Raw genomic sequence first — 23,468 nt, 5'->3', positions numbered from 1 at the left:
AGCACGTTCGATCATCGGGCAGCGAAGCAAGGGAAAGATGCCGCAATCCAATCTGAGCAGCCGTATTCTGATTGCCGACGACCATCCGCTTACGCGCGAGGGGCTCGCGTTGGCAGCCCGCGCCGCCTCGCAGGGCGTGTCGGTCGACACGGCTGGATCTGTAAACGAAGCCTTGTCCATGGTGAGCGAGCGTTCATCCTATCGGCTGATTCTGCTCGACCTCGTCTTGCCCGATGCGCACGGTTTTTCCGGTCTGATGCAATTGCAGCATGCGGCTAAAGCGACGCCGGTCGCGATGATTTCCGCCAAGGAAGAGGCGCCCTTGGTAGAGGCGGCGCGGGCGCTTGGCGCGGCTGGCTTTCTTTACAAGACACGCCCGCTCGATGTGCTTGTCGGCGAAATACGTGAAATCCTGGCCGGCAATTGCGTATTTGCGCATGTGCCGGGGAGCGGCAGTGCGGCGGGGCTGAGCAGGCGGATTGCCAGCCTGTCGAGTGCGCAACTCAAGGTACTCGTCGCGCTGGCCGATGGGCGCCTCAACAAACAGATCGCGGGTGATCTCGCCCTGTCGGAGGCGACGGTGAAGTCGCATCTTTCCGCGATTTTCCGCAAGCTGGGCGTCGTCAATCGCGCGCAAGCCTTGCTGGCCGTGCAGCCGCTGCTCGGCGGTCAGGTGGCGGGCGGCGTGAGCGCGTGACACTCGCGCCGCCGCGCAAGCCGTCGGCGTGGCCCTTCGTCGCCGTTGCATTGCTGATCCCCATTGTACTCGCGGCCACGTTGTTCTGGATCCAAGGGGAATATAGCCGTTGGGAAACGCTGCGCCTCGGGGCGCAGCAATCCTATAGCCGGCGTAGCCATTTGGTCGACCTGCTCTCCACGATGCGCGCGGCAGAGACGAGCGAGCGCGGCTATGCGCTGGGCGGGGAGGATCAGTTGCGCACCCGCTATGTCGCGGCGGAAGGGGCGGTACGACGCCTGCTGCGCGATCTCTTCCGCGCGTATCGGCAGGAGCGGTCGCCGCCGCAGATCGGCGAGTTGAGCCGCATCGCCGACGCGAAGTTCGCCGAGATGGACGAGGTGATCCACCTGTACGACCGGCTTGGCGCCGCCGCGGCGCGTCGCCGGATCAACGAGGGCGATGGCCAACGGCTGATGGCGCAGTTCGAGCAATTGGTCGGGAACGTCTTTCGTCGCGAGATCCAGGTCGGCGATCAGCGCGTGCAGGCGTTCCGTGCTCGTGCGGCGTGGATCGAGTGGATGATGTGGGTCATCGCCGCGATCGCCAGCGTGGCGCTGACGGTGATCCTGACGCAATTGTGGCGACAGCGCCGCGCCAAATACGAGGCCGCGCTCGCCGCCTATGAGGCGGCCGAGCGCAACCAGACGATCCTGAACGCCACCGCCGACCCGATCGTGATCATCAACGCGAGCGGCACGATCGAGACGATCAACGCTGCGGTCACGCGCGTGCTGGGCTATACGCCGGAGGACGCGGAGCGCCGCGATGTCGCGATGCTGTCCGACATCGCGCCTGGCGTCGGAAATTTCATTGAGCGGATCGGCTTTGCGGACGGCAGCCTGCGCACCAGCTTTCTGCAGGAACAGCCGATCCGAACGCGGTTCGGCGAAACGATCCTGTTCGACGTTGCGCTGGGCGTCATGCGGCTGCCCGACGGCGACCATATCGTCGCTTCGCTGCGCGATACGACCGAACGCCAGCGGCTCGACCGGCTGAAAGACGAGCTGATCTCAACCATCAGCCACGAATTGCGCACGCCGCTGACCTCGGTCATCGGTGCGCTGTCGTTGCTGCGGGCCGATGCGGCCGGCGCCTTGCCGGAGGAGGCGCAGGAACTCGTCCAGATCGCCGAAAGCAACGGGCAGCGGCTGATCCGGCTCATCAACGACATGCTGGACATTGACCGGATCGAGGCCGGTAATTTCCGCCTCGCGACCGCGCCGCTCGACCTGCGCGACGTGGTGCGGCGGGCGTGCAATGACCATGCGGTGCTCGCCACCAGTCACGCGGTAACGCTGGATTGTCAGCTGCCGAACGAACTCCTGATGGTCGAAGGTGACGAAGCCCGCCTGCTTCAGGTGCTCGCCAATCTCCTGTCCAATGCGGTCAAGTTTTCGCCGGAGGGCGGCAAGGTGACGGTCTGCGCCCGCCATGACGCGCGCGCGTTGCAGGTGGAGGTGGCGGATGAAGGCCACGGCATTGCCGAGGAGTTTCGTAGCCGCATCTTTGGCCGCTTCGAGCGTGCACCACGATCGGAGGGCTGGTCGGGAACGGGGCTGGGGCTCGCGATCGCGCGCGACATCGTCACGCGGCACGGCGGCGACATCTGGTTCGAGGACCGGCCGACCGGCGGCACGCGCTTCGTCTTCTCGCTACCGGCGATCGACGCCGCTGATTCGGCAGGCGCCGACGCGGATCGCCGGCAGGTCCTGATCTGCGAGGCCGATGCCCGGCTGGGGCAGGAGTTGCAGACGCTCGTCGAGGCGGAGGGGCTGACGGGTAGGGTGGTCACCTCGGCAGCGGCGGCGCGCGACGCACTGGCGGATGGTGGCTACGATCTGCTGATACTCGACATGGCGCTGGACGATCCGGATGCCTTGACGTTCGCCCGCGACGTGCGGCGGGCGGTGGCGCCCGGTGCGCTGTCGATCATCCTTGTGTCGCCCGATGGCAATGCCGACGCGGCGGCGCGGTTCTCGCTCGACCTGGTCGACTGGATGGACAAGCCGGTCCATCCGGCACGGCTCAAGGCTGCGCTGGCGGCGGCGATGCCCGCCAACAAGGCCGACATGCCGATCGTCCTCCATCTCGATGACGATCAGGACACGCTGGACGTGACCGCACGGACGCTGTCGGGCACCGCGCGTATCCTGAAGGCGCGATCGCTGGCCGAGGCGCGCGCAATCTTGCGCGACCAGACCCCTGACCTCGCGATCCTCGACTATCACCTGGCGAGCGGCACGGGGCTTGATCTGCTGCCGGACCTCACCACCACGTGCGGCCTAGCGATCCCTGCCATCGTCTATTCGGCGCATGATGTCCTGCTCGATCCCGAGGCGCTGGTCGACGCCGTGGTGGTGAAATCGCGGCACTCGGCGGTCGACTTGAAGGCAACGATCCGGCGTGTGTTGTCCGTTCGACACGAGAGAGCAGGATGATGACGACCGGCGACCTGCCCATCCTGTACGTCGACGACGACAAGGACATCCGCCACATCGTGCGACTAGCCTTGAGGCGTGACCCGCGGATCGACTTGCGGCTGGCGAGCGGCGGCGCGGAAGCACTGGCGCTGGTGGCGGACCCGGTTTGGCGACCGGCGGTGGTATTGCTTGACGTGATGATGCCCGATCTGAGCGGGCCCGAAGTGATGGCGGCGATGCGCAGCATTCATGGGCTCGGCGACGTGCCGTTCATCTTCGTCACCGCCATGGGTCGGCAGGCGCAGATCGCCAACTATCGCGCGCTGGGCGCGGCGGGCGTGATCGTCAAGCCATTCGACCCGCTGACACTGCGCGAGACGATCGGCGAACTGGCTGGTCTTTGACGACGGGGAGCCAAGCGGAAGCGGCGAGGAGCCGGGCTGTGCGGCGATAGCGACAATGGTCGGGGAGACAGGATTCGAACCTGCGACATCCTGCTCCCAAAGCAGGCGCGCTACCAGACTGCGCCACTCCCCGACGCTTGTGCTCGCTAGGCGTTGTTCTCGCCCGGCGCAAGTGACACGCGGTGGGCCCGGCAGGACTCGAACCCGCAACCTAGCCGTTATGAGCGGCCAGCTCTAACCGTTGAGCTACAGGCCCTTCCGCGTGGTATCTGCCTAAGCTCAGTCGCGCGCCGCGGCAATGGCCATCCGGCGGTGCGGCAGAGATAGGCGGCCCACATAAAAGGAAAGGCGCCCCTGCGTGAACAGGAACGCCTTTTCTTCAAGCAAAAGCTGTGGGCCGAAGCCCAGGCAGCTATTACTGCATGTTGTCGACGCGCTCGTCAGCCGCATCACGGACGTTGTCCGCTGCGTCTTCCATGTTGTCAGCCGCGTTCTCGAGACCTTCAGCCGCCATCGCGTTGGACGAGTTGTCGGCCATGTCCTCGAGGTTGTCCGCCATCATTTCCATGTTGTCGGCCATCATGTCGGCGTTGTTCTCGACCGCGGCGGCCTCCGGCGACTTCGAGCAAGCAGCCACGGACATCAGGCCGGCGGCGGCAGCGATCAGAACGATCTTCTTCATTCGAATGCTCCCAAGCATTTAATTCGTTTCGCGGCCGACCCAGATGCCGACGCGATTTCCGGCAAATACCTGACCAATCCGGTGGGTCAATGAGGAAATTCATCTGGGAGCAAGGTTCGCGACGAACCGATTCAGCGCGCGGGGCGCTCAACCGGCCCGATTTCTTCCGGCGCGTCGGCCACAATCGCCAGCATCGTCGTCCACGCGGCGACGTTCTGGCGCAGCTTTTCGGGGTTCACACGGTCAAGCGTATCGTCGGGCGTGTGGTGCACATCGAAATAGTCCAGCCCGGACTGATTCAGGTCCACCCCGGCGACGCCCTGCGCCACGATCGGGCCGATGTCAGCACCATCACCGGCGGTGCCGCTGCCGCGCACGATGCCCAGCGGAGCAAGTGCGCTGGCCAGCCGGTCGCCGATCGCCTTGGCGGAAGCGGGGAAGGCGGTTTCGAAGCGCCAGACGTTGTCGGCGCCGAAATCGCTTTCTGCGGCAACGACGTGCCGCTCTCGCCCATGCCGTTCGGCATAGGCGCGCCCGCCGAAGCCACCGACCTCCTCCGCGCCGAACCAGACCACGCGGATCGTGCGGCGGGGGCGCTTCCCGCTATCAAGGATGCGCTTGGCCGCGGCGGCGGTGATCGCCACGCCGCTGGCATCGTCGATCGCGCCGGTGGCGAGATCCCAGCTGTCGAGATGGCCGCCGATCAGGACGATGCCGGCGGCAGGATCGCTGCCGGGCACCTCTGCGATGACGTTGCCCGATTCCTGCTCGCCGACCTGGCGCGGGGTGAGCAGCAGCTTCATGCGGATCGGCTTGCCGCGGCGCGCCATGGCCTCGACCAGCTTGGCATCGGGCACCGACAGCGCGGCGGCGGGGATCGGGGTCACGCCGGCGGGCCAGTTGGTGGTGCCGGTATGGGGCAGGCGATGATCGTCGGTGCCGATCGAGCGGATTACGATTGCCGCTGCGCCCTTTTGCGCGGCAAGCGCCGGGCCGGCGAAGCGCGCGACGCCGGCCTGGCCGTAGCTGGAGCCATCCTGCGTCTTCTTCATGGAATTGCCGACATAAGCGATCTTGCCGGACAGGCTGCCGTCCGGCGCGGCAGCCAGATCGCCATAGGTCGGAAAGATCACCACCTCCGCCTCCAGCCCGGTCGCGGGTGTGGCGCCGGAGTTGCCGAGCGCGGCGAGCTGCAGCTTCTGCGGAAAGGGCGCCACGATCTCCGCGCGCTCCTCGCCGCGCACCCACACCGGCATGCGGTACGTCTCGATCCGGACGTTCTTGAACCCGAGCGCCTTTAGCTTGGCGGCGCTCCAGGTGCGGGCGCGTGCCTCCGCCTCGGTGCCGGCGAGCCGCTGGCCGACCTCCGTCGTCATCCCCTCCACGATGTCATAGGCGACGTCGTCCTTCAGCGCGGCATCGCGCAGCCTGGCGACCTGCGGATCGACGGGTGCTGGAAAGGCGCGCTGCGCGATGGCAACGGGCACGGTGCCGGCGAGAAGCAGGGCGGCGAGGGAGAGGCGCATCAACATGCCAATGGCCTAAGTCGGCCGGGCCGGTTTGCCAACGGGTGCACGCAGCATTACATGCGCACCAAGACTTTTCCCGTCATTCCAGTTTACGGAGCAACAGGCGACCCATGGCCGTCCAGTATACCTACGTCATGAAGGGTCTGACCAAGACCTTCCCGGGCGCCAACAAGCCGGTGCTCAACAACATCAGCCTGCAATTCATCCCCGGCGCGAAGATCGCGATCATCGGGCCGAACGGATCGGGCAAGTCGACGCTCATGAAGATCATGGGCGGGATCGATACCGAGTTCACCGGCGAGGCATGGGCTGCCGAGGGGATCAAGGTCGGCTATCTGCCGCAGGAGCCGCAGCTCGACCCCGACAAGACGGTGATCGAGAACGTGCGCCTGGGCGCAGGCCCGATCGCGGCGATGGTCGATCGGTTCAACGCGATCTCGGCCGAGATGGGCGACCCGAAGGACGATACCGACTTCGACGCGCTGATGGAGGAGATGGGCGAGCTTCAGGCTAAGATCGACGCCGCCGACGGCTGGAGCCTCGACTCGCAACTGGAGCAGGCGATGGAGGCGATGCGTTGCCCGCCGTCGGACAGCCCAGTGACCAACTTGTCGGGTGGTGAGAAGCGCCGCGTGGCGCTGGTCCGACTGCTGCTGGAGAAGCCCGACATCCTCCTGCTCGACGAGCCGACCAACCACCTCGATGCCGAGAGCGTCAGCTGGCTGGAGAACTTCCTGAAGGAATATACCGGCAACGTCATCCTCGTCACCCACGACCGCTACTTCCTCGACAATGTCGTCAACTGGGTGCTCGAGCTCGATCGTGGGCGCTACTACACCTACGAGTCGAACTATTCGGGCTATCTGGAGAAGAAGGCCAAGCGGCTGGAGCAGGAGGAACGCGAGGAGGCGGGCAAGCAGAAGGCGATCGCCGACGAGCTCGCCTGGATGCGTCAGACACCCAAGGCGCGCCAGACCAAGTCCAAGGCGCGTATCCGCGCGTTTGACGAGCTGATGGAGAAGCAGGAGAGCCGCGTCGCCAGCAAGGCCGCGATCCTGATTCAGCTGCCCGAGCGGCTTGGTGGCAAGGTGATCGAGGCCAAGGGACTGACGAAGTCCTATGGCGACAAGCTCCTTTTCGAGAACCTCGACTTCAACCTGCCGCCGGGCGGGATCGTGGGCGTGATCGGGCCAAACGGCGCGGGCAAGTCGACGCTGTTCAAGCTGATCACCGGCCAGGATCAGCCCGACGCGGGAACGATCGAAGTCGGCTCGACGGTGAAGCTCGGCTATGTCGACCAGAGTCGCGACGATCTCGATCCGAACAAGAACGTTTGGCAGGAAATCTCCGACGAGCTGGAGGTCTTCCGCTTCGGCAAGCAGGAGATGGGGACGCGCGCCTATGTGGGTGCGTTCAACTTCCGCGGGCCGGACCAGCAGAAGAAGGTCGGCCAGCTATCGGGCGGTGAGCGCAACCGCGTGCACATGGCCAAGATGCTGAAGGAGGGCGGCAACGTCCTGCTGCTCGACGAACCGACCAACGACTTGGACGTGGAGACGCTTCGCGCGCTGGAAGAGGCGCTGGAGACGTTTGCGGGCTGCGCCGTGGTGATCAGCCACGATCGCTTCTTCCTCGATCGCCTCTGCACCCACATTCTGGCGTTCGAAGGCGACAGTCACGTTGAATGGTTCGAGGGTAACTTCGAGGCGTATGAGGAGGACAAGCGGCGTCGCCTGGGCGATGCGGCCGATCGGCCGACGCGACTGGCCTACAAGAAGCTGACGCGCTGACCGGATTGGCGCCTCGGCGTGTGTGCCGGGGTGGTCGTTGAAAGGAAAAGGCCCGCCCGGCTGATGCCGTGGCGGGCCTTTTCTCTTTACTGGCGCTGATCGGCGCTATTGTCGCGGATCGCGCGGAATTCGGAGGCGGGCCGCCATTCGGGCCAGACACCCGCCTTCGAGAGCCGCTTGCCCATGGCGTAGAACAGATCGACGTCCTGCGCCGCCCCGGTGAAGTTCCAGTCGGGCGCCCAGGCGTCACAGGTCTTGTGGTAGCAGGCCATATAGGCGTCGAGCCACTTCTGCCCCGCCGCGCGGCCGCCTTCGCGCATGTCGCTCGCGCCGCCGAGCGCCATCAGCTGTAGCGCGGGCACGCCGCGGCGGACAACCGAGAAATGATCGGCGCGATAGAAGAGGCCGCGTTCGCTGGCTTCCTCCGGGGTGACGACGCGGTTCTGTGCGCGCGCCGCCTCGGTCAGTAGATCCTGTAGCGAGGACTGGCCGGCACCGACGAGGATCACGTCCTTCGCCTCGCCGGCGGTCTGGAGGATGTCGAGCGTCAGATTGGCGACGGTTTTCTCCAGCGGCGCGGTGGGGCGGGTGGCGTACCATTCGGAGCCGAGCAGGCCGCGCTCCTCGGCAGTCCACAGCGCGAAGACGAGCGTGCGGTCTGGCGCGGGGCCGGCCTTGAACAGGCGGGCGAGCTCCATAACGCCGGCGACGCCGAGCGCATCGTCATTCGCGCCGGGGCGGATGGTTCGGCCCTGCGCATCGGGCGGACCTTCACCATAAGCGTCCCAGTGCGCGGCGAACTGGACGGTTTCGTCCGGTTTTACCTTGCCCGGGATCTTGGCGAGGACGTTGGCGCTCTCGATCCGCTCGACGGTGACTGGCAGCTTCGCGGTGAAGCGCGCCTTCATGGTGATCGGGCGGAAGGTTGCGGAGCGGGCCTGCTGGCGCAATGCTGTGAGATCGAGCCCCTCGGCGGCGAAGACGCGGTTCGCTGCCTCGCCCGACAGCCAGCCCTGGAGCGCGATGCGCTGGTCCTCGGGACCGCGCACGATGTCATAGTTCTCGCCGTTAGAGGCATTGGCGGTGGACCAGGGATAGCCGGCACCGGCCGTGTCGTGGACGATCAGCGCGCCGACCGCACCGCGGCGTGCCGCTTCCTCATATTTGTAGGTCCAGCGACCGTAATAGGTCATCCGCTTGCCGCCGAAGCGGCCCTTCGCATCGACGCCCTCGGGTGCCTCGAAATCGGGATCGTTGACCAGGAAGACCGCGACCTTGCCCTTCAGGTCGGCTCCCTTGAAATCGTTCCACTTTGCTTCGGGTGCGTTGACACCATAACCGACGAAGACGAGTGGCGCATTCTCGATCGAAACCGCTGGATCGGCGCGCACCGTGGTGAGCGCGACGTCGGTGCCCTGCTTCAGCTGGGTCGCGCCGAAGCTGACCGGACCATCGCCGAGGCGCGTATGGATCAGCGGCACCTTCTGCGTCCAGGCGCCGTTCGGACCGGCGGGCTCAAGCCCCAGCGCCTTGAAACGCGCGATCGCCCAATCGATCGTCTTGGTTTCACCGTCTGTGCCCGGTGCGCGGCCGCCATAGGCGTCCGACGCAAGCTCCCTAGTCATTGCCGACAGCTTTGCCGGATCGGTCTTGGGCGGGTTGGCTGCCGCGATCGCGACGAGCGGCAGGAGATAGGCAATCTTGTTTTTCATCAACGCACCCTACGCACAAATACGCGGCCGTCCTCACGCCGCTCGGTATGGAAATTGGGCACCGCGGCGATCAGGTCCGACAAGCGCTTGTATCCATAGTTGCGGACGTCGAAGCTCGATCGGTTGGCGGCGAGCTGGCCCATGGCGGATAGGCTGACGAAACCCTTTTCATCGCGTTTCACCGCGGAATAAGCGTCGATCAAAAGCTTGACCAGTTCGTCGTCGATCCGTGCGGGGCCGTCGCTCGGCGCCGGCTCGGTCGTGGCAGGGGGTGTCGGCGCCGCGGCCGGTTCCTTGCCGTTGGCGGGCGCGGCCTGTGCTTCCTTCGACGGATTAGGCGGGGAGGTTGGCTTCGCGCTTTCCTCTTCGGCGTCCATCAGTTTGTCGACGTCGATGAAGCGGGTGCAGGCGCGCTTAAAGCCCTCGGGCGTCTTGGCCTGACCGAAGCCATAGACGGGCAGGCCATCCTGCCGCAGCCGGGTGGCGAGCGGCATGAAGTCGCTGTCCGACGACATGATGCCGAACCCTTCGACGCGCCCGCGGAACAGCAGGTCCATCGCGTCGATCGTCATCTTCATGTCCGTGGCATTCTTGCCCTTGGTGATGTCGAACTGCTGCTGTGGCTCGATGCCGTGTTTGATCGTCATGTCGCGCCAGCCGCTCAGCGCTGGCTTCGACCAATTACCGTAAACCCGCCGGATGTTGACCGTTCCCAGCTCGGCGAGAACGGTCAGCACCGGGTCGATCGCATGCCAACTCGCGTTGTCCGCGTCGATCAAGAGGGCGATGTTGCGGGTGGGGGTGTCGTCAGTCGCCATGGCGACGGCCATCGACGCTGCGCTCCCCCACGTCAATCAGCCGTTGCTGCCGCGACGGTCGCTCGGCACCGCGACATCGGCGTTGATGTCGTCCTGCTTGGTGGCGCGGGTGGTGCCGTCGGGATCCTCGAGGCGCTCCATGTCGGCCTGCGAGCCGACGTCGCGCGCCAGTGCGCCGCCGCTGGTGCCGGTCTGCGCCGTGCCCTTGGGGATCATGCCCTCGATCAGATCCTTGTCGTCGTTGTCGCGAGCGGTTTCGGTGCGGTTGTTCTCGGCCATTTTCTTCTCCTTACGAATAGGAGAACGGGCCGGGCGGGTCGGGGTTTCGTCAGGCCGCCGGATAGCTGATAGCGAGCACCTCATATTCCTTTTCGCCGGCGGGCAAGGTGACGCGACGGAGGTCACCGATGGCGGCAGTGCGCAGCGCGCGGGCGAGGGGCGCATTCCACCCAACGCGCCCTTGTGCGGCGTCCGCTTCGTCGTCACCCACCAAAGTCAAGGTGCGGTGCTGGTCGTCCTCGTCGGCGATGGTAACGGTGGCGCCGAAGAAGATGCGGGTACGATCGGGCGCCTGTGCGGGATCGACCACCTTGGCCGCCTTCATCCGACGCGAGAGGAAACCGAGCCGCCGGTCGATCTCACGCAAGCGCTTGCGGCCGTAAATGTAATCGCCGTTTTCGGAGCGGTCGCCGTTACCGGCGGCCCAGGCGATCGTCTCGACCAGCGCCGGGCGCTCCTTGGCGAACAGCTGATCATATTCGGCGCGCAGCGCGGCATAGCCGGTAGGGGTGATGTAATTGGGGCGATCCATCGCGGCAGCTCTACACAGGCCGCTGCCGCGATGCACCCGCGGCAGTGTATCAGCCGGTGCGGTTGCGGCCCATGTACCAGCTAAGGTTGGCCGGGCCTCGGCTCTTGGCGCGTGGCGGGTTCATCAGGTCGTACACCACGGCATTTTCCAGCACGCGCTGCACGTAGTTGCGCGTCTCCATATAGGGGATTGCCTCGATCCAATCGACCATGTCGATCGCACTGGTGCGCGGATCGCCGTTGGCGCGCAGCCATTTGTTCACGTTGCCCGGCCCGGCATTATAGGCCGCGATCGCCAGCGGGTAGCTGCCGTAGATGCCGAAGATGCGCTGGAAATAGCCCGAGCCGAGCTGCGTGTTATAGTTAGTGTCGGTGGTCAGCCGGCCGGGTTCGTAGGACAAGCCCATCTTTCCCGCCTGTTCGCGCGCGGTGCCCGGCATCAGCTGCATCAGCCCGCGCGCGCCGGCGTGCGAAACGGCGGCACGGTCAAACTGGCTTTCCTGCCGCGCAATTGCGTGGATCATCGTCCATTGATTGTCGTAGCCGGACGGGATCGACACGGTGGGGAAGGCGATCGCACTATATTCGGTCTGGTCGTTCTGCATCGCCTTGCGGCCGACGATCACTGCCAGATCGGGGCGGCGGAGCGAGCGGGATAGCTCTTCCGCGAGGAAATGATCGGCATCGCTTTCCACGTCGGCCGCGATGGTCCGCACAAAGGCGGTCTGGTCCTGATATTGGCCGATCGATCCAAGGAACTGCGCGGCGCGCACCGTTTCACGATTCAGGAACGCCTGGCGCGTCGCGGGATCGATTGCCGGGGCAGCCACGTCCTGCGGCGCGGCCAGCGGCCGGCGGAGATGCTCCAGCGACAGCTGACCATAGAATTGGTCGCGGTAGCCGGCGGCCCGGTTGAAGAAGGCTGTCGCATCGGCGCTGCGCCCTGCCGCTTCGGCGGCGCGACCGGCCCAGTAGAAGCCCTTCGCCCGCGTCTGCGGCGACTGGCTGCCACGGCCGTAGCGATCGAACATCGTCATCGCATCGGCCGGGCGGCCCAGCTGCTTCATCGCCGTCTGGCCGGCGAGCCAGACAAGACTGGTATAGTCGTCGCGCTCGCCATACGGTTTTTTCGATACGTCGGTGCCGGCCGAATATGCGTCATCGACCTGCCGCGCGATGTCATAGGCCAGCTGATGCTGGTTGTCCGCCGATGCGGCGCGCGCGTTGGTCAGCAACACCTCGTAGAATTCTTCCACATCGCCGGGCAGCGCCATGCCGGGCTGCCGGGTGCGCGCCAGCCACGATCGCGCGCTGGCGCTTGCCCCGCTGTTGCGCAGCCAGGTCGCCTTGTCGGCGACATAGCCGGCGTCGGTTGCGCCAGCGGCATCGTTCGCTGCCGCCAGCGCAGAGGCGGATTCGGCCTTGGTACGAAAGGCGAGCCGCGCGTCGAAAAGTGGGCGGCGAGCAGGGGAGGTGAGCGAGATCTGCCGGGCGGCGGCGGTCGTCGATCCCTGCCACAACAACGCGTCCATTCGCGCGTCGTGATCTTCGGGACGCAGCGCGCCGGCGAAATTGGTGAGGAGCGTCGTCTCGTCAGCCGACGACAGCGCGCCGCGACGCCAGGCATTGCGCGCGGCGGCGTAAGCCTCGTTCGTCGCGCCGGTGGCCTGAAGCGCCTTAGCCTGCGCCACGGCACCGGCGGCGGTGAGGGGAGGGTAGCGCCGGAAGAACGCCACCACATTGGCCGGCGCGGCATAACCGTTGCCCGCCTGCCGCTCGGCGGCGCGGCGGTTGGCAGCTTCGTTCGGCCAGTCGGGGTGGGCCATCAGAAAGCCGGCATAGCTGTCGAAGGGCAGCGAATCGGTTTGCTGCAACGCGCGCCATTGCGCCAACGCCGCCGCCAGATCCGCGTTGCTCGCGGCCGACACCGTGGCGGCGCCAGCCGGCTGCCCCTGCGCCATCATGTTGGCGGCGCGCGTTCGCGCAGCCTCATCCTGCGCGACGAGCAGCGCCGCGCCCAAACCCAATGCTAATGCGATCAATGCCCCTGCCCTCAATCCAGTCACCATTGTGGACAGAATAGCCAGGCAACCCGTATCTGTCCTGAACGACCCAACGCACCACATCCCGTTTCAGGAGCAACACATGTTTTCCGGATCGATCCCGGCGCTCGTCACGCCGTTCGACAGTGACGGCCGGTTCGTCGAGCGCGCCTATCGAGAGCTGATCGAGTGGCAGATCAGCGAAGGCTCCTCGGCATTGGTGCCGTGCGGCACCACGGGGGAGGCCGCGACGCTGGCGAAGGACGAGCATTTCGCCATTGTGCGGGTCTGCGTCGACCAGGCGCGCGGGCGCGTGCCGGTGATCGCGGGCGCAGGCTCGAACGATACGCGCGTTGCGGCGGCAAATATTTCTGCAGCGAAGGAGGCCGGAGCGGACGCGGCGCTGATGGTGCCGCCCTATTACAATCGCCCCTCGCAGGAAGGAATTTACCAGCACTTCGCTGCGCTGGCGCCAACCTCGCCGCTGCCGATCGTGCTCTACAATGTGCCGGCGCGCACGGTGACGGACATCCAGCCGGAAACGCTGATCCGGATCGTGAAGGCATTTCCGAAGGTATTTGTCGGCGTGAAGGACGCGTCGGGCGTGTTGCAGCGCGTATCGCAGCACCGTGCGGCGTTGGGCGACGATTTCTGCCAATTGTCTGGCAATGACGATCTCGCGCTGGCCTTCAATGCGATGGGCGGAGTGGGCTGCATTTCCGTGACGGCCAACGTCGCGCCGCGACTTTGCGCCGAGGCGCAGGCGGCGGGCACCGGAGCGAAGGCGCTTGGGCTGCACGACCGCTTGTTCGCGCTGCACACCGCCTTGTTCACCGATGCCTCTCCCGGCCCGGTGAAATATGCCATGAGCAAGGTCCGGCCGGAGTTCCCGCAAGGGCTGCGTCTGCCGATGACATGGCCGGGCGAGGCAAGCCGGGCGGCGGTGGACGCCGGATTGCAGCGGGCGGGGCTGCTGTAGGATTTCCTCCTGACGCCATAATGCGCTTCTAAATCTGGCCGCAATTCTCCGACACGATCCCAGCCGATTCACGGGAGAGCGGCGTGCCGGCATGGATGATGCTCGCGATGCAGGCGGTTGCAGGGCCACCCGCTCCGACCAAGCCGGTAAAGGTGGAGCGCCCGTGCCCGGTGGCGCAGCCGGGTGAGGAAATCATCGTTTGCGCGCGGCCAAACGGCGGTTTGCGACTAAAGCCTCTTGCCGATCGTTACACGCCTGAACGCACACCCCCGAAAGCGGAAACTGCCATCAACGGCGTTGGAACCGTTGCGATGGAGGCCGAGCAGGCGGCGGACGCGCAAGGCGCGCCGGTCAACCGTGCGATGATCCGCCTGCGCATCCCGATTGGCGGCAAGAAGCGCTGAAAACGCCGCCTTCCCACACGCGCCCTGACACCCTACATCGCCCCGTCCATGTCACGCCCCAAACCCGCCACCTTCGACAAGAAGAAGATCGTCGCCGAGAACCGCCGCGCGCGTTTCGATTATTCGATCGACACGACGTATGAGGCCGGCATCGTCCTGACCGGTACCGAGGTAAAGAGCCTCCGCTTTGGCGAGGGATCGATCGCGGAAAGCTACGCCGAGGTCGGTGAGGGCGGCGTTTGGCTGATCAATTCAAACGTGCCCGAATTCAGCCACGGCAACCGTTTCAACCACGAGCCGAAGCGCCCGCGTAAACTGCTGCTTCATGAGCGCGAGGTTCGAAAGCTGCACGGCGCCGTGGCGCGCGAGGGCATGACGCTTGTGCCGCTGATGGTGTATTTCAACTCGCAGGGCCGGGCGAAGGTGGAACTCGCACTCGCAAAGGGCCGCAAGGCGCACGATAAGCGCGATGCCATCAAGGAGCGCGACTGGAAGCGCGAGGCCGGTCGCCTGATGCGTGAGCGCGGCTGATGACTACGCGAGCGCTGACCTTTTGGCAGCGCTGTGCCGCATGGTGCCATCGAAACCTGCCGACGCGCGAGTCGTTGGAAAGCAGCCGCTTGCTGCGCCCGTTCGCGCATCGGGTGCTGGCGCCGGAATTGTGGCGCTTCACCCGCCGCTCGGTGCCGCGCGGTGTCGCGCTGGGGATGGTGACGGGCATCCTGTTCCCGGTTGCGCAGATCCCCTTTTCCGCGATGCTGGCGCTACCCACGCGCGCAAATATCCCAGCGGCGGCGCTTACCACGTTTATCACCAATCCGGTGACCACCCCGCCGCTGTGGGTGCTGGCCTATTGGATCGGCAAATGGGCGCTGCACCTCGACGAGGCACTGCCTGGTGATCCGGTGAGCAAGGCGGCGCAGGATGCCGCGCAGTCAAGCTGGATGCAGTGGCTGATGTCGGACGCGGCGCCCGCGACGGCGCTGGGGCTGCTGATCGTGACGGTGGTTCTGTCCGTCGCCGGATACGCGCTGTCGGCGGTCGGCTGGCGGCTTTGGATCGCGCGCAAGTGGCGGCATCGTCACAAACGCGACCACATTGACGAGGCGTCTTAACTGGATAGAACACGTGCCTTCACTTACTCGAAGGCCATTGTTCATGCGTCCGTCGTTCATCCTAGCTGCCATCCTTTCCACCACGGCTGCGGCCGCGATCGCGCAGACCGCTACGCCGCCCGCGCAAAAGCCGGCCGCTACCAAGTCTGCGGCGATCCACCCGGCCGCGGCCAAGGGCGATGCGCCTGAAATTGGCACTTTCGGCTTCGACATGGCCGGCCGCGATACCAGCGTGCCGCCCGGCGACGACTTCTTCGATTATGTGAGCGGCACCTGGGTCAAGAACACGCAGATTCCGGCGGACCGCTCCTCTTACGGCATGTTCCACAAGCTGCAGGATCTGTCGCGCGAGCAGACCCGCACGATCCTCGACGAGCAGATGCGCCAGGCAGGCAGCAAGTCCGGCGATTTCTACGCCAGCTTCCTTGATGAGGCGGCGGTGAATGCCAAGGGGGTCGCGCCGGTGAAGCCGTGGATCGCGGCGATCAAGGCGGCGCCGACCAAGGAGGCGCTCGCTGCCGAGGCGGGTCGCATGGAGCGGCGCGGAGTCGAATCGTTCTTCGGCACCTACGTCAACCAGGACGACAAGGACCCCGAGACCTATGCCGTGGTATTTGGCCAGGCAGGGCTGGGGCTGCCCGACCGCGATTATTACCTGAAGGACGATGCCAAGCTGGCAGCGAACCGCACGGCCTATCAGGCATATCTCGCCAAAATGCTGACGCTTGCCGGCGAAGCGGATGCCGAGGCGCGCGCCGCTGCGGTGATGAAGCTGGAGCACGACATCGCCGAGGCGCACTGGTCGCGTGTCGACAGCCGCGATGCCGACAAGGTCTACAACAAGATGACCTTTGACGAGTTGGCCGCCAAGGCGCCAGGCTATGACTGGGCCGGCTATTTCAAGGCGGCCGGCATCCCGACCGACGCACCGCTGATCGTGGCGCAGCCCAGCGCGTTCACCGGTGAGGCGAAGGTCTGGGCCGACGCGCCGCTGCCGGTGCTGAAGGATCACCTGCTGCTGCGCATGCTGTCGAGCTATGCGCGCTATCTGCCAAAGGCGTTCGACGACACCCGCTTCGCCTTCTACGGCACCGAACTGGCGGGCACGCCCGAGCAGCAGGCGCGCTGGAAGCGCGGCGTCGACCTGGTCAGCAGCCAGATCGGTGAGGATCTCGGCCGGGTCTATGTGGCGCGCTACTTCCCGCCCGAATCAAAGGCGGCAGCGGATGCGCTGGTGCGCAACATCATCGCGGCGATGGGCGAGCGGCTGAAGAAGCTGGAGTGGATGGCGCCCGAGACCAAGCAGAAGGCGCTGGCGAAGCTGGCGGCCTTTACGCCCAAGATTGGTTATCCCGACAAGTGGCGCGACTATTCTGCGCTGGAGATCCGGCGTGACGATCTGGTGGGCAATGTCGCGCGCGCCAACGAATTCGAATTTCAGCGCAATCTGAACAAGATCGGTCAGCCGATCGATCGCGGCGAATGGTTCATGACGCCGATGACGATCAACGCTTATGCCAATCCGACGATGAACGAGATCGTGTTTCCCGCCGCGATCCTGCAAGCGCCGTTCTTCGACCCCAAGGCCGATCCGGCGGTGAATTACGGGGCGATCGGCGTGGTGATCGGGCACGAAATCAGCCACCATTTCGACGACCAGGGCCGCAAGTACGATGCGACCGGCAAGCTGACCGATTGGTGGACGCCGCAAGATGTCGAGCGTTTCAAGACCTTTACCGACCGTCTCGTGGCGCAATTCGATGCCTATGAGCCGTTGCCGGGTCAGCATGTGCAGGGCGCGCTGACGCTGGGCGAGAATATTGCAGATCTCGCCGGTCTGACGGTCGCCTATGACGCGTATCAGCTGTCGCTCGCCGGCAAGAAGCCGCCGGTGCTCGACGGCACGACGGGGCAGCAGCGCTTCTATCTTGGCTATGGCCAGGTGTGGCGCACCAAGTATCGCGAGCCGGCGCTGCGCCAGCAACTGCTGTCCGATCCGCACGCTCCGGGGATGCAGCGCACTGACACCGTGCGCAACATCGATGCCTGGTATGATGCGTTCGGCGCTCGTCCCGGGCAGAAGCTGTACCTTACCAAGGATCAGCGCGTTCGCATCTGGTGATCGCATCCGTGCCGCATCGCGCTTGACGGCGGTGCGGCGCGGATGGAGGACCGTGACATGGCGACGCTTCCTACCCTTCGCGCGTATCATCTGACCACCGAAGGGGCGCTGGGGATCGCAATGGGCGCCGGGCTGGTCGCCGCGGTGCTCATCTTGTGGCTGATCGGCGATCCGGTGGTCGCGATCGGCTTTCTGGCGGCGGGGATCGTCGTCGGCGGCGCGATCGTGGCGTGGCGCATGCTGGCGCCAGCCGAAGCGTCGCCCGTGCCGGCGGTCGATTGGCAGCTTGTCCGCGCGCTGGCGGAGGGAAGCCCCGATGCGATCGCGATCACCGACCGCGCGGGACAGCTTGTCTGCGCCAATGAGCGGTTCGAGGAGGTTTTCTCCGGGCTGCCGACGCCGCCCAGCCTGCCGATCGGTGAAGCCGGCGTCGGCGCGCTGGCGGCGGCGGGGCGCACGGCGTGGCGTGATGGCCGGGCACGGTTGGAGAATGCCGAGGTCGCCGGGCGGGCGATCACCATCGACGTGACGCGAACCGGCGCACACCAGGATCTGCTGGTCTGGCGGGCCGCGTCAGCGATCGAGGCTGATGGCAGCCGCGCGCTGGCAGAGGCATTGTCCGGCACGCTAGGCAAGCGGCTGGCAGGATCGGGCATCATGGCGGCGCTGCTGACCACCGATGGCCGCGTACTTGCCGCCGATCCGGTGCTGCGTAGCCGTGCGATGGGCCATGCCGATGCCCCGTTGGAGGGCGCGGATTTCGCCCGTTTTCTGGCGACGGACAGTCGCGGGCTGATCCGTTTTGAACGCGAAGGCATGGACGGCAATCCCCTGCGCCTCGTCCAGGTGCCGTTCGCCGACGTGGAGGGCGCGCCCATCCTCGTGGCGCTTCTTGACGAGGACGAGACGCCAGTCAGCTTCGGCGGCAGCGCGGCGGCGCATATCCGGACATTGGTGCAGCTGATGCCGCTCGGCATCGCACTGGTCGACCGCGACGGGCGCTTTGTGGAGATGAACGACGCGTTCCTGCGTGCGGCGTCGGTGAATCGCGGTGCGCCGCCCCTTTACCCCGGTGACCTCGTGGTGCGCGAAGACAAGGCCGCGGTAGCCGACGCAGTGCGCCGATTCGCGGGCGGCAACAGCGCGCATGTGATGGACATGGCGGTGAGGCTGCGCGACCATCCTGACGAGCCGGTGGTGCTGTCGATCGCCGGTGCGCGTGGTCTGGGCGACGCGGCTGTTGTGCTCAGCCTGAAGGACAATGGCGAGGAAACGCGCCTGAAGCGCGAAGTCGCGCAGGCGACCAAGATGCAGGCGGTCGGGCAGCTTGCCGGCGGCGTCGCGCATGATTTCAACAACATCCTGACCGCCATCATCGGCCATTGCGATCTAATGTTGATGCGCCATTCGCCCGGTGACAGCGATTATGACGACATCCAGCAGATCCGGAACAACTCGAACCGTGCAGCCGGGCTGACGCGGCAGCTGCTCGCCTTTTCGCGGCAGCAGACGCTACGCCCGCAGATCCTGCAATTGCCCGATGTTGTTTCCGAGGTGTCGAACCTGTTGAAGCGGCTTCTAGGCGAGACGGTGACGCTGGAGGTGCGCCACGGCCGTGATCTGGGGCCTGTGCGCGCCGATCCCGGGCAGCTCGAGCAGGTGGTCGTCAACCTTGCCGTCAATGCGCGCGATGCGATGGTGCCCAAGCACCCGCATGGCGGCGGCAAACTGACCATCCAGACCCGTTCTGCGACGCCAGCCGAAATTCGGCGCCGCGGCCCCGACATCATGCCCGTCGGCGAATATACCGCGCTGGAGATCGCCGATACCGGATCGGGCATTCCGCCCGAGGTGCTGCCCAAGATTTTCGAGCCGTTTTTTACCACCAAGGAAGTCGGCAAGGGAACGGGGCTTGGCCTTTCCACCGTATACGGCATCGTCAAACAGTCTGGCGGCTACATCTTTGCCGATTCCAAGCCGGGGATCGGCGCGACCTTCACCATCTACCTGCCCGTGCATGCCACGGGCGAGGTCGCCGCGCCGCGCAGTCCTGTCGCAAAGAAGCGGCCGGCCGATATCTGGGGCACCGGCACCGTGCTGCTGGTGGAGGACGAGGACATGGTGCGTGCAGTGGCCGAGCGCGCGCTGTCGCGGCAGGGCTATACCGTGCTTACCGCGGAAAACGGCGAGGTGGCGCTGGAGCTGATCGAGCAGCATCCCAAGCCCGACTTGCTGGTAAGCGACGTGGTAATGCCGGCGATGGATGGCCCCACCATGGCTCGCCGGATCAGGCTGCGCTATCCGGATCTGCCGATCCTGTTCATGTCCGGCTACGCCGAGGAACAGCTGCGGCGATCCATCGATCTGGAAAACGTGGCCTTTATCCCAAAGCCGTTCTCGGTCCAGCAGCTCGCGGAGGCAGCACGCGACGCACTTGGCCAGCCGGATTGAGCGCTCAACACGGCGCGGCGGTGAAGCGTTGCGGTATCGTTCTGTTCCCTCTATGCGCGCGGCATGACCAATCGCGTCCTGCTCGTCGAGGATGAGCCGCTTATCGCCATGATGCTCGAGGACTTTCTCGATGTGCTCGACCGGCAATGTGCCGGAACCGCCGACTGTGTGGAGGCGGCCATTCCGCTTGTCGAAGCCGGCGGGTTCGACTGTGCCATTCTCGATGTGAACCTGCGGGGCGGCGAGAAGAGCTGGCCCATCGCAGCTGCGCTGGCCGAGCGGCACGTGCCGTTCGTGTTTGCCACGGGCGGGGCGGACGACATGATCGCGGACGAATTTCGTGGTCGTCCGATCCTGCAAAAGCCGTTCACGCTGGACGGCGTGGAAAAGGCGCTCGACGCGCTCGGGTGATCGGCATGGAGCTGAACGCGGGATCGCTTGGCCATCATCGCGCCTCGGCTGGTAGCGCGACGTTTGGCAAGACGCCGCGATCTCCGCTCCTGATCGCGCCCATGCTCCTGCTCGGCGTATCGGCGTGCGGTGAGAAGTCGGCGTCCGACCAGCCCGTCGCGCGATCTGAGGCGACCGCATCGGCAGAGCCGGCTGCCGACGTCCCTGACAACGACCGCATTGCCTGTGCCACCGGGGGAGAATCGGCGTTATCGATGAACTGCCGGATCGAGCGGACGCAGACAGTCGAGGGGCTCGTCATCACCGTTCGCCACCCTGACGGCGGATTTCGCAGGGTGCTGGTCGTGAAGGATGGCCGCGGCGTCGTGCCTGCCGATGGGGCGGAGCCGGCACAGGTGGTTCTGACCGGCCAGGATCAGATCGACGTGACAATCGGCCGTGACAGATATCGTCTGCCGGCGGTGGCCAAAGCGGCGACGCCATGATCAGGATCGACGGACAGCCGATCCTTGACGCGGCGCAGATGCGCGCTGCCGAGGCGCAGACGATTGCCGCGGGCACGGGCGCCGAGGCGCTGATGGCGCGAGCGGGTGAGCAGGTAGCGGAGCAGGTACGGCGACTTACGGCCGGCGCCGAGGTGCTGGTGCTATGCGGCCCGGGCAATAATGGCGGCGACGGATATGTCGCGGCGGCTGCGCTGCGCCGGGCCGGCCATGCGGCGCGGATTGCCGCCTGTGCATCGCCGACGACGGCCGCGGCGTCTGCGGCACGCGCTGCCTGGATGGGGCCGGTGGAAGAACTGGGTAACGCTGCGCCGGCGCCGATCGTCGTCGACGCGCTGTTCGGGATCGGACTTAATCGACCACTCGGTGCTGAGATCTGCGAGCCTCTTCGCCACCTCATCGGGAACGCGCGGCTGTCGATCGCGGTGGATGTGCCGAGCGGAGTTTCGACCGATGATGGGAGCAGCTTTGCCGAGGTGCCGGCGGTCGATCTGACGCTGGCGCTGGCTGCGGTGAAGCCCGCGCATGTGCTGCAACCGTCGGCAGCACGCTGTGGCGACATACGGCTGCTGGACATCGGGGTAGAGGTGAGTGGACCCGTGCGCGTTGCAAGTGCGCCACAGCTTCGTCCGCCAAGTGCCCGTGATCACAAATATTCGCGCGGCCTGGTGGCTGTGGTGGCGGGCCGGATGCCTGGTGCCGCAGCGCTCGCCGCAACCGGGGCGGGGCGTGGCGGCGCCGGGTATGTGCGCCTGCTGGGTAGCGCGACCGACCGGCTGCCGCACGCGATCGTTCGCCAGCGCTTCAGCGCCGAGGCGCTCGCGGATGAGCGGGTGGGCGCGGTGGTGATCGGGCCGGGGCTGGGCCGTGACGACAAGGCGCGCGAACGGCTGGACCTCGCGCGTGCCAGTGAGCGCCCGATGGTGATCGATGGCGATGCGCTCCACCTGTTGGGCGAGGCGCCAGCGCGCGTTCCTACCATCCTTACGCCGCATGCCGGTGAGTTTGCGCGGCTGTTCGGTGATCTGAACGGCAGCAAGATCGAACGCGCGATCGCGGCGGCGCGGCGGGCGAATGCGGTGGTGGTGTTCAAGGGCGCCGATACGGTGATCGCTGCGCCTGACGGCCGTGCTATCGTTCATGCGCATGCCCCGGCATGGCTGGCGACCGCCGGAACGGGCGACGTGCTGGCGGGCGTGATTGGCGCGCAACTCGCCGGCGGGGCGGATGTGTTCACGGCGGCTGCCAACGGCGTCTGGTTGCACGCCGAAGCCGCGCGGCGTGCTGGCCCCGCCTTTATCGCCGATGATCTTGCCGCGCATCTGCCGGCGGCACTGGGAGCCTGTTTGTGACCGAAGCGTCCACGATCGTGCGTGTCGCCGCGCGTGGCGAAGGCGTTACCGCTGACGGGCGGCACGTGCCCTTTGCGGCGCCGGGAGATCGCGTAAGCGAGAACGGCGCGATCGAGGCTGGCCCGCACCACCTGGTGCCGCCGTGCCGGCACTTTCCTCAATGTGGCGGGTGTCAGCTGCAGCATCTGGACGATGCGGCATGGCGCCAGTTCATCGTCGATCGCATTGCTGGCGGGCTGGCGGCGCATGGCCTGTCGGCAGAGATCCGGTCGCCAGTCTTGTCGCCGCCGCGCACCCGGCGGCGCGCGACGCTGCACGCCGAAAGCTCGGGACGGATCGGGTTTGCCGTCGAAAAAAGCCATGCGATTGTGGACCTTGCCGAGTGCCATGTTCTGGCGCCCGAGCTATTCGCGCTGGTGGCACCGCTGCGGCGGCTGATCCACAAGCTGCGGCCCAAGCGGCGACTGGATATTCACCTGACGCTGGCCGACCAGGGTGTCGACGTGCTGATCAACGGCGTCATGCCGGAGGGGCTGGCGGCAGCCGAGGCGATCACCGCCTTTGCCGAAGCGAACAGGCTGGCGCGCATGGCCTTTGACGAAGGCTATGGACCTGAGACACGGTGGGAGCCGGATGCCGTAACCATCACGCTGGGCGGCGTTCCGGTGCCGCTGCCGCCGGCATCCTTTCTGCAGGCGACAAGCGAGGGGGAAGCGGCGCTGGTTGAGGCAGTGCGCTCGATCGTTGGGGACACGCCAGTGGTGGCGGATCTGTTTGCGGGGCTTGGCACATTCGCGCTGGCGCTGCCGGGGCGGGTCTATGCCGCGGAGGCCGGGCGCGAAGCGATCATGGCGCTGAAGGCAGCCGCTGGCCGGTCGCAGCGGGCGGTGTTCACCGAGCACCGTGACCTGTACCGCCGGCCGCTGACACCGGCGGAGCTCGATCGCTTCGGCGCTATCGTGATCGATCCGCCGCGCGCCGGTGCGAAGGAGCAGGCGCAGGCACTGGCGGCGTCGCGGGCGCCGCGGCTGGCCTATGTGTCGTGCAACCCGAGCAGCTTCGCACGTGATGTGAAGGTGATGGTGGACGGTGGCTGGAGGATCGACTGGATCCAGCCGGTCGGCCAGTTCCGCTGGTCGACCCATGTGGAACTGGCCGCGAGCCTCAGCCGCGCATCCTGAGACC

21 protein-coding genes and 2 tRNA genes are annotated in these 23,468 nt (G+C 66.2%); 14 read left to right on the top strand and 9 right to left on the bottom strand.

Going from position 1 to position 23,468, the window contains the following annotated elements; all coding sequences use genetic code 11:
• The first annotated feature begins 37 nt into the window (after positions 1-37).
• Genes SPDO_RS12570 through SPDO_RS12560 form a run of 3 tightly spaced genes read left to right on the top strand, consistent with a single transcriptional unit; the run spans position 38 to position 3,563 of the window.
• Positions 38-697 carry a response regulator gene (locus SPDO_RS12570; protein WP_088367814.1) on the top strand — a complete coding sequence of 220 codons (660 nt, stop codon included), beginning with the start codon at positions 38-40 and terminating at the stop codon, positions 695-697.
• Positions 694-3,177 (top strand): ATP-binding protein, encoded by a 2,484-nt coding sequence (locus tag SPDO_RS12565; protein WP_088367813.1) that lies wholly within the window; start codon positions 694-696, stop codon positions 3,175-3,177. Before SPDO_RS12570 ends, SPDO_RS12565 begins: the two co-directional genes overlap by 4 nt.
• On the top strand, positions 3,174-3,563 hold the full coding sequence (locus tag SPDO_RS12560; RefSeq protein ID WP_245829454.1) for a response regulator: 390 nt from the start codon (positions 3,174-3,176) through the stop codon (positions 3,561-3,563). Before SPDO_RS12565 ends, SPDO_RS12560 begins: the two co-directional genes overlap by 4 nt.
• A gap of 56 nt (positions 3,564-3,619) precedes the next feature.
• Here the strand turns inward: SPDO_RS12560 and SPDO_RS12555 are convergent.
• From SPDO_RS12555 to SPDO_RS12540, 4 genes are all read right to left on the bottom strand, one after another.
• Positions 3,620-3,696: transfer RNA gene (locus SPDO_RS12555), tRNA-Pro, on the bottom strand.
• Positions 3,697-3,746: 50 nt separating this feature from the next.
• Positions 3,747-3,819, bottom strand: a tRNA-Ile gene (locus SPDO_RS12550).
• Positions 3,820-3,978: 159 nt separating this feature from the next.
• On the bottom strand, positions 3,979-4,245 hold the full coding sequence (locus SPDO_RS12545) for a hypothetical protein (RefSeq protein ID WP_088367812.1): 267 nt from the start codon (positions 4,243-4,245) through the stop codon (positions 3,979-3,981).
• A 131-nt stretch (positions 4,246-4,376) separates the two neighbouring features.
• On the bottom strand, positions 4,377-5,777 hold the full coding sequence (locus tag SPDO_RS12540) for a M20/M25/M40 family metallo-hydrolase (RefSeq protein WP_088367811.1): 1,401 nt from the start codon (positions 5,775-5,777) through the stop codon (positions 4,377-4,379).
• Positions 5,778-5,884: 107 nt separating this feature from the next.
• Here SPDO_RS12540 and ettA point away from each other — a divergent pair, with 107 nt between their 5' ends.
• Positions 5,885-7,564: an energy-dependent translational throttle protein EttA gene (gene ettA / locus SPDO_RS12535; RefSeq protein ID WP_088367810.1), complete on the top strand. Its 1,680-nt coding sequence runs from the start codon at positions 5,885-5,887 to the stop codon at positions 7,562-7,564.
• Between the two features lie 86 nt (positions 7,565-7,650).
• On the opposite strand, the gene SPDO_RS12530 is transcribed toward ettA, so the two are convergent.
• Genes SPDO_RS12530 through SPDO_RS12510 form a run of 5 tightly spaced genes read right to left on the bottom strand, consistent with a single transcriptional unit; the run spans position 7,651 to position 12,973 of the window.
• Positions 7,651-9,276: a M28 family metallopeptidase gene (locus SPDO_RS12530; protein ID WP_088367809.1), complete on the bottom strand. Its 1,626-nt coding sequence runs from the start codon at positions 9,274-9,276 to the stop codon at positions 7,651-7,653.
• Positions 9,276-10,094: an NYN domain-containing protein gene (locus tag SPDO_RS12525; RefSeq protein ID WP_088367880.1), complete on the bottom strand. Its 819-nt coding sequence runs from the start codon at positions 10,092-10,094 to the stop codon at positions 9,276-9,278. The genes SPDO_RS12530 and SPDO_RS12525 overlap by 1 nt, the downstream gene beginning before the upstream one ends.
• A gap of 36 nt (positions 10,095-10,130) precedes the next feature.
• Positions 10,131-10,373, bottom strand: a complete 243-nt coding sequence (locus SPDO_RS12520) for a hypothetical protein (RefSeq protein ID WP_088367808.1) — start codon at positions 10,371-10,373, stop codon at positions 10,131-10,133.
• A 49-nt stretch (positions 10,374-10,422) separates the two neighbouring features.
• Entirely contained in the window at positions 10,423-10,905 is a 483-nt protein-coding gene (greB, locus tag SPDO_RS12515) for a transcription elongation factor GreB (RefSeq protein WP_088367807.1), read from the bottom strand.
• A 49-nt stretch (positions 10,906-10,954) separates the two neighbouring features.
• On the bottom strand, positions 10,955-12,973 hold the full coding sequence (locus SPDO_RS12510) for a lytic transglycosylase domain-containing protein (protein ID WP_088367806.1): 2,019 nt from the start codon (positions 12,971-12,973) through the stop codon (positions 10,955-10,957).
• A 76-nt stretch (positions 12,974-13,049) separates the two neighbouring features.
• On the opposite strand from SPDO_RS12510, the gene dapA reads away from it, so the two are divergent.
• The 10 genes from dapA to SPDO_RS12460 all read left to right on the top strand — a co-directional run bounded on the left by dapA (position 13,050) and on the right by SPDO_RS12460 (position 23,464).
• A complete protein-coding gene (dapA, locus tag SPDO_RS12505) occupies positions 13,050-13,925 on the top strand; it encodes a 4-hydroxy-tetrahydrodipicolinate synthase (protein ID WP_088367805.1) in 876 nt (291 codons plus the stop codon).
• A gap of 170 nt (positions 13,926-14,095) precedes the next feature.
• The gene (locus tag SPDO_RS12500) at positions 14,096-14,329 is read left to right on the top strand and encodes a hypothetical protein (RefSeq protein WP_143559652.1); all 234 of its coding nucleotides are present in this window, start codon (positions 14,096-14,098) and stop codon (positions 14,327-14,329) included.
• 48 nt (positions 14,330-14,377) lie between these two features.
• On the top strand, positions 14,378-14,860 hold the full coding sequence (gene smpB / locus SPDO_RS12495; RefSeq protein WP_088367803.1) for an SsrA-binding protein SmpB: 483 nt from the start codon (positions 14,378-14,380) through the stop codon (positions 14,858-14,860).
• Complete coding sequence (locus tag SPDO_RS12490; protein WP_088367802.1) at positions 14,860-15,444, top strand: DUF2062 domain-containing protein; 585 nt, start codon at positions 14,860-14,862, stop codon at positions 15,442-15,444. Before smpB ends, SPDO_RS12490 begins: the two co-directional genes overlap by 1 nt.
• Positions 15,445-15,487: 43 nt before the next feature.
• Positions 15,488-17,566 (top strand): M13 family metallopeptidase, encoded by a 2,079-nt coding sequence (locus tag SPDO_RS12485; protein ID WP_088367801.1) that lies wholly within the window; start codon positions 15,488-15,490, stop codon positions 17,564-17,566.
• A 57-nt stretch (positions 17,567-17,623) separates the two neighbouring features.
• Complete coding sequence (locus SPDO_RS12480; RefSeq protein WP_088367879.1) at positions 17,624-20,017, top strand: response regulator; 2,394 nt, start codon at positions 17,624-17,626, stop codon at positions 20,015-20,017.
• A 63-nt stretch (positions 20,018-20,080) separates the two neighbouring features.
• Positions 20,081-20,428 (top strand): response regulator, encoded by a 348-nt coding sequence (locus tag SPDO_RS12475; RefSeq protein ID WP_088367800.1) that lies wholly within the window; start codon positions 20,081-20,083, stop codon positions 20,426-20,428.
• A 5-nt stretch (positions 20,429-20,433) separates the two neighbouring features.
• On the top strand, positions 20,434-20,913 hold the full coding sequence (locus tag SPDO_RS12470; RefSeq protein WP_245829452.1) for a hypothetical protein: 480 nt from the start codon (positions 20,434-20,436) through the stop codon (positions 20,911-20,913).
• Positions 20,910-22,283, top strand: a complete 1,374-nt coding sequence (locus SPDO_RS12465; RefSeq protein WP_088367799.1) for an NAD(P)H-hydrate dehydratase — start codon at positions 20,910-20,912, stop codon at positions 22,281-22,283. Before SPDO_RS12470 ends, SPDO_RS12465 begins: the two co-directional genes overlap by 4 nt.
• Positions 22,280-23,464, top strand: coding sequence for a class I SAM-dependent RNA methyltransferase (locus SPDO_RS12460; RefSeq protein WP_088367798.1), 1,185 nt, complete (start codon positions 22,280-22,282; stop codon positions 23,462-23,464). The genes SPDO_RS12465 and SPDO_RS12460 overlap by 4 nt, the downstream gene beginning before the upstream one ends.
• The last annotated feature ends 4 nt before the right edge of the window (positions 23,465-23,468 follow it).

It is taken from the genome of Sphingomonas dokdonensis, from assembly GCF_002197685.1.
GTDB classification, from domain to species: Bacteria; Pseudomonadota; Alphaproteobacteria; order Sphingomonadales; family Sphingomonadaceae; genus Sphingomonas; species Sphingomonas dokdonensis.
This window is presented reverse-complemented; position numbering and strand designations above follow the sequence as displayed.

What these genes read in the sequence shown, in the direction of transcription:
- SPDO_RS12545 (WP_088367812.1), bottom strand. Translation starts at nt 4,245, where the DNA reads ATGAAGAAGATCGTTCTGATCGCTGCCGCCGCCGGCCTGATGTCCGTG.
- SPDO_RS12480 (WP_088367879.1), top strand. Translation starts at nt 17,624, where the DNA reads ATGGCGACGCTTCCTACCCTTCGCGCGTATCATCTGACCACCGAAGGG.
- SPDO_RS12560 (WP_245829454.1), top strand. Translation starts at nt 3,174, where the DNA reads ATGATGACGACCGGCGACCTGCCCATCCTGTACGTCGACGACGACAAG.
- SPDO_RS12520 (WP_088367808.1), bottom strand. Translation starts at nt 10,373, where the DNA reads ATGGCCGAGAACAACCGCACCGAAACCGCTCGCGACAACGACGACAAG.
- SPDO_RS12540 (WP_088367811.1), bottom strand. Translation starts at nt 5,777, where the DNA reads ATGTTGATGCGCCTCTCCCTCGCCGCCCTGCTTCTCGCCGGCACCGTG.
- SPDO_RS12465 (WP_088367799.1), top strand. Translation starts at nt 20,910, where the DNA reads ATGATCAGGATCGACGGACAGCCGATCCTTGACGCGGCGCAGATGCGC.
- SPDO_RS12570 (WP_088367814.1), top strand. Translation starts at nt 38, where the DNA reads ATGCCGCAATCCAATCTGAGCAGCCGTATTCTGATTGCCGACGACCAT.
- SPDO_RS12490 (WP_088367802.1), top strand. Translation starts at nt 14,860, where the DNA reads ATGACTACGCGAGCGCTGACCTTTTGGCAGCGCTGTGCCGCATGGTGC.
- SPDO_RS12510 (WP_088367806.1), bottom strand. Translation starts at nt 12,973, where the DNA reads ATGGTGACTGGATTGAGGGCAGGGGCATTGATCGCATTAGCATTGGGT.
- SPDO_RS12470 (WP_245829452.1), top strand. Translation starts at nt 20,434, where the DNA reads ATGGAGCTGAACGCGGGATCGCTTGGCCATCATCGCGCCTCGGCTGGT.
- dapA (WP_088367805.1), top strand. Translation starts at nt 13,050, where the DNA reads ATGTTTTCCGGATCGATCCCGGCGCTCGTCACGCCGTTCGACAGTGAC.
- ettA (WP_088367810.1), top strand. Translation starts at nt 5,885, where the DNA reads ATGGCCGTCCAGTATACCTACGTCATGAAGGGTCTGACCAAGACCTTC.
- smpB (WP_088367803.1), top strand. Translation starts at nt 14,378, where the DNA reads ATGTCACGCCCCAAACCCGCCACCTTCGACAAGAAGAAGATCGTCGCC.
- greB (WP_088367807.1), bottom strand. Translation starts at nt 10,905, where the DNA reads ATGGATCGCCCCAATTACATCACCCCTACCGGCTATGCCGCGCTGCGC.
- SPDO_RS12475 (WP_088367800.1), top strand. Translation starts at nt 20,081, where the DNA reads ATGACCAATCGCGTCCTGCTCGTCGAGGATGAGCCGCTTATCGCCATG.
- SPDO_RS12525 (WP_088367880.1), bottom strand. Translation starts at nt 10,094, where the DNA reads ATGGCGACTGACGACACCCCCACCCGCAACATCGCCCTCTTGATCGAC.
- SPDO_RS12485 (WP_088367801.1), top strand. Translation starts at nt 15,488, where the DNA reads ATGCGTCCGTCGTTCATCCTAGCTGCCATCCTTTCCACCACGGCTGCG.
- SPDO_RS12530 (WP_088367809.1), bottom strand. Translation starts at nt 9,276, where the DNA reads ATGAAAAACAAGATTGCCTATCTCCTGCCGCTCGTCGCGATCGCGGCA.